The organism is Rhizobacter sp. P3_B12, from assembly GCF_056402895.1.
The window spans coordinates 1-3,920 of sequence record NZ_JBFUGN010000584.1 but is presented as its reverse complement, the minus strand read 5'-3'; the positions used below and the strand labels follow the sequence as shown (position 1 = coordinate 3,920).

Annotated in this window: 3 protein-coding genes; 2 read left to right on the top strand and 1 reads right to left on the bottom strand. The window is 68.9% G+C overall.

Annotated elements, in window-relative coordinates; translation table 11 throughout:
* On the top strand, nt 1–970 hold a 970-nt coding region (locus tag AC1D01_RS24145), incomplete at its 5' end, for a hypothetical protein (protein ID WP_477870861.1).
* Between the two features lie 54 nt (nt 971–1,024).
* A complete protein-coding gene (locus AC1D01_RS24140) occupies nt 1,025–2,923 on the top strand; it encodes a right-handed parallel beta-helix repeat-containing protein (RefSeq protein WP_477870859.1) in 1,899 nt (632 codons plus the stop codon).
* Here the strand turns inward: AC1D01_RS24140 and AC1D01_RS24135 are convergent.
* The coding region (locus AC1D01_RS24135) for an acyl-CoA dehydrogenase family protein (protein ID WP_477870857.1) at nt 2,920–3,920 on the bottom strand (1,001 nt) is incomplete at its 5' end. The genes AC1D01_RS24140 and AC1D01_RS24135 overlap by 4 nt on opposite strands.

Below are 3,920 nucleotides of genomic sequence, written 5' to 3'. Positions count from 1 at the left end.
GTCGTCGGTACCGCGCATGGCGAATGCCTTCGAGTACTGGGTCGACTACCTGTACGACCAATCCGACATCGCCGCACAGCCGCTGAGCCGCCTGCCCACCGCCCACTGGGGCAGCGGCACCGGCCAGTTCTCGATGCGTTCGGCCTGGGCCGGCGATGCCACCTATGCCAACCTGATCTGCGGCCCCTACACCGAGAGCCATGCCCACCACGACCAGGGCAGCTTCGTGATGTTCAAGGGCAATTGGCTCGCCTTCGATGAAAACATCGATTCGCACTCGGGCCTGGCCCAGTACGAGACGCCGCACAACCTGGTGCGCATCGAGCAGAACGGCAAGCTGGTGGAGCAGACCTACAACGCCAGCTGCGCGATGCAGGCCCTGGCCGACACGCCCGTCTACGCCTATGGCCTGGCGCGGGTCACACCGATGTACGGCGGCAAGGCGGTGGTGGCGAAGGTGGAGCGCGAGTTTCTGTTCATCAAGCCCGCCACGCTCGTGATCCTCGACCGCGTGCAGACCACCGGCAGCGGCATCAGCCGCATCTGGACGCTGAATCTGCCGGGCACGCCCACGCTCTCGGGCGACCGCATCACGGCGATGAGCGGCAGCAACCAGCTCGACGTGGTGCGCCTCGCTCCCACCGGGCTCGCCTCGCAGGCAATCTCGTGGCCCACGGTCGATGACGACATGAATGCCGGCTCGCGCGTCGACGTGGCCGATTCGAACGGCAACGCGTCGGTGTTTCTCAACGTGCTGGGCGCGGACCATGCCTTCACTGCGGCGACCCGCTCCGACGCGGCCGGCCAGACCGGCGCACAGATCACGCTGGCCAACGGCAGCGTGGCGACCGCGCGCTTCAGCACCGACGGCACCGGTGGCACGCTGGAGATCCGCAACCAGGCAGGCAGCGTCACCTTCAGCGGGGCGTTGCCGACGACCGTGCAGGCACCGCCCCGGCTGGCCAACTGAGTCATGCGAGGCCTTCGCGGAACGATACCGACGCTGAGCGGGCTGTTCGCCGCCGTGCTGTTGCTGAGCGCATGCGGCAGCGGCGCATCGGATGACGCGCCCGCGCCCGCGCCATCGACATCACCACCGATCGGCGCGCCTGCACCGGCGCCCGCACCCGCACCCGCACCCGCACCCGCACCCGCGGAGGCCTGCTTCTCCGACCCCATCGAGCCGATCTGGAACGAGAGCGGAGCCAGCGCGACACGCATCAAGAGCCCCGCGCCGCACATGCACTTCACGGCCGGCGCGCCGCTGCGCATCCTTGCCGATGCGCGAGATCCGAATGCCTACCTGTGCCCACCCGGGCACCCGCCCTACGTCTGCCCCGGAACCCGGGAGAACTTCTATGTCGATGGGCAACTGGTCGGCGTGGCCTTGCCGAGTGCCACCGATTTCAACCTCTGGGAGCTGCGCCTGCCCGCCGGCCTCCCGCAGGGCGAGCATGTGCTGACCGTCGGCCATGTGCCGTACGACCCGGCCACCGGCGCCGGCGGCAGGCAGGTCGACGGGCCGACCCCCATCACCATTCACATCGATGCCCCGCCCGTGCACGGCGTCACGGTCACGCTCACGCAAGACCTGGTGCTGAGCGGCTCGGCCGACCTCGACTGGACGGACAAGACCGTCATCGGCAATGGCTTCAAGGTGCTTGCCGGCGCGGGCTACTCGGGCCGCGTGCACATCCAGAATGCGCATGTCAGCGGGCTGGGCCGCTTCAGTGCCCTGGGCATCGACATCGCGACCACGGGCTCGGTGGCGATTCAAGACTCGGTCTTCGAGGCCACCGGGGCGATGCGCTTCAGCGCCCAGGGCAGTGGCACGATGACGGTGAAGAACAACGAGCTTCGCGCCAACAACCTGATCACCTATGTTTCGAGCGACCCGTCGGTGCCGGTCGTCCTCGAGCTCGCCGGCAACACGTCCGGCGGCAAGGTCTTGCAGGGCAACCGCGTCGGTGGCGGCATGCTGCGCGTGAGTGGCAACGGCTGGCAGATCGGTGGCCTGCTTGCAGGGCAGGGCAATGTCCTGATGGGGGTGAGGGCGGTGCTGCAGCTCTACGACTCGTCGAACGACATCGTGCAAGGCAACTACCTGCTGCACGACTACCACGGCGGGTTCAGCCAGGGCTTCAATCTCTGGTTGCAAGGCAGCTCCGGCAACGAGCTGGCCGAGCACAACGTGGTGCATGGCGGCTCGTGGCCGATCCAGAATTTCGGCGGCGAGTTCCGCTACAACCTGGCCATCGACAGCGGGCACAATTTCTGGCGCGGCTCGGCGAGCGGCACCCGGATTCACCACAACGTCTTCGCGCATGCCAGCGGCACCAACACCCAATACGACGGCGCCATCATGGTCTACGGCGGAGAGAGCGGCCTCGACATCCACAACAACAGCTTCGATGCCGGTGGTTCGGCCGGTGCCTACGACGCGCCGGTGTTCAACATCGGCGCGGGCTCGGTGTTCACCTCCATCCGCAACAACCTGTTCACCGCGTTCAGCGAGGTGCCAGCCAGTTTCGGCAAGGCCCTGGTATCGACCGACAGCGGCGCCGTGGCCAGCCCGCGGGTGATCTCGGCAGACTACAACGGCTGGTTCAATCCGCTGGCGCCGAATTCGGCGCGCTATCTGCCGGGCATGGTGCAGAACCCGGCGGGGGTGCACGACGTGCAGGCGAACCCCAGACTCTCAGGCCAGGCCGAGGTGCCGTACCGGGTGTCGAAGGGCTGCGTCTGGCTGGGCCTGTACACGACAGGGCAGGTCCTGTCTCGCTACCGGCAGATCTACCGGCCCGCCGCCGGCAGCCCGCTCATCAATGCGGGCAACCCCGCCGATGGCGCCGGCACGGCCATCGGGGCGGTCGGCGCCGACGACAGCCACCCGATGGATCTGTTCGGCCGCGTCGTGCCCTAGGCGAAGACGCCGGCCGTGTCCTGCATGCGATCGGACACTTCGCCCAACTGGTGCAGCGTGTCGCCGAAGCTCAGCTCCATCACCGTCAGCCGCTTGAAGTAGTGGCCAGCGATGTACTCGTCGGTCACGCCGATGCCGCCGTGCAGCTGGATGCACTGCTGGCCGACGAAACGCATCGAGACGCCGAGCTGGTACTTGGCCTGCGCCAGCGCGCGCCGCCGCGCCCCGGCCGGCTCGTTCATCTTCAGCGTCGCGAAGTAGCTCATCGAGCGTGCCAGCTCGAGCTGCATCTTCACGTCGGCGATGCGGTGGCGCAGCGCCTGGAAGCTCGCGATCGCGACGCCGAACTGCTTGCGCGTGTTCATGTACTCGACGGTCACCGCCACCAGCTGGTCCATCGCGCCGACCGCCTCGGCGCAGAGCGCGGCGATGCCGATGTCGACCGCGTGTTCCAGCGCGCCATGGCCCTCGCCGGCGGCCACCAGCAGCGTGGCCGGCGCATCGGCCAGCGTGACCTCGGCCGCGCGCGCACCATCGGCGGTGCCGTAGCCGCGCGTCTTCACGCCGGCGGCACGGCGCTCGACCAGGAACAGCGCGATGCCCGCCGGATCGTCGACCGCACCCGACACGCGGGCCGGCACGATGAACGCATCGGCCAGATCGCCGGCCGGCACGAGGCTCTTCGCGCCGTTGAGCGTCCACGCGCTGCCGGCCGCCTTCGCTGCGGTCTCGACATGCGCCAGCTTGAAACGCGCCCCGCGCTCCTGGTGCGCCAGCACCACCAGCGCATCGCCGCCGGCGATCTTCGCGAGCCAGCCGTCGACCGCCGGCTGCGGCGCGCAGGCCGACAGCACGCCGCCAGCCATCAGCGCGCCCTGCGCATAGGGCTCCAGCACCAGGCCGCGGCCCAGTTCCTCCATCACCACCATCGCGTCGGTCGGGCCGAAGCCCATGCCGCCGTGCGCCTCGGGCACGAACAGGCCGGTCAGCCCGAGGT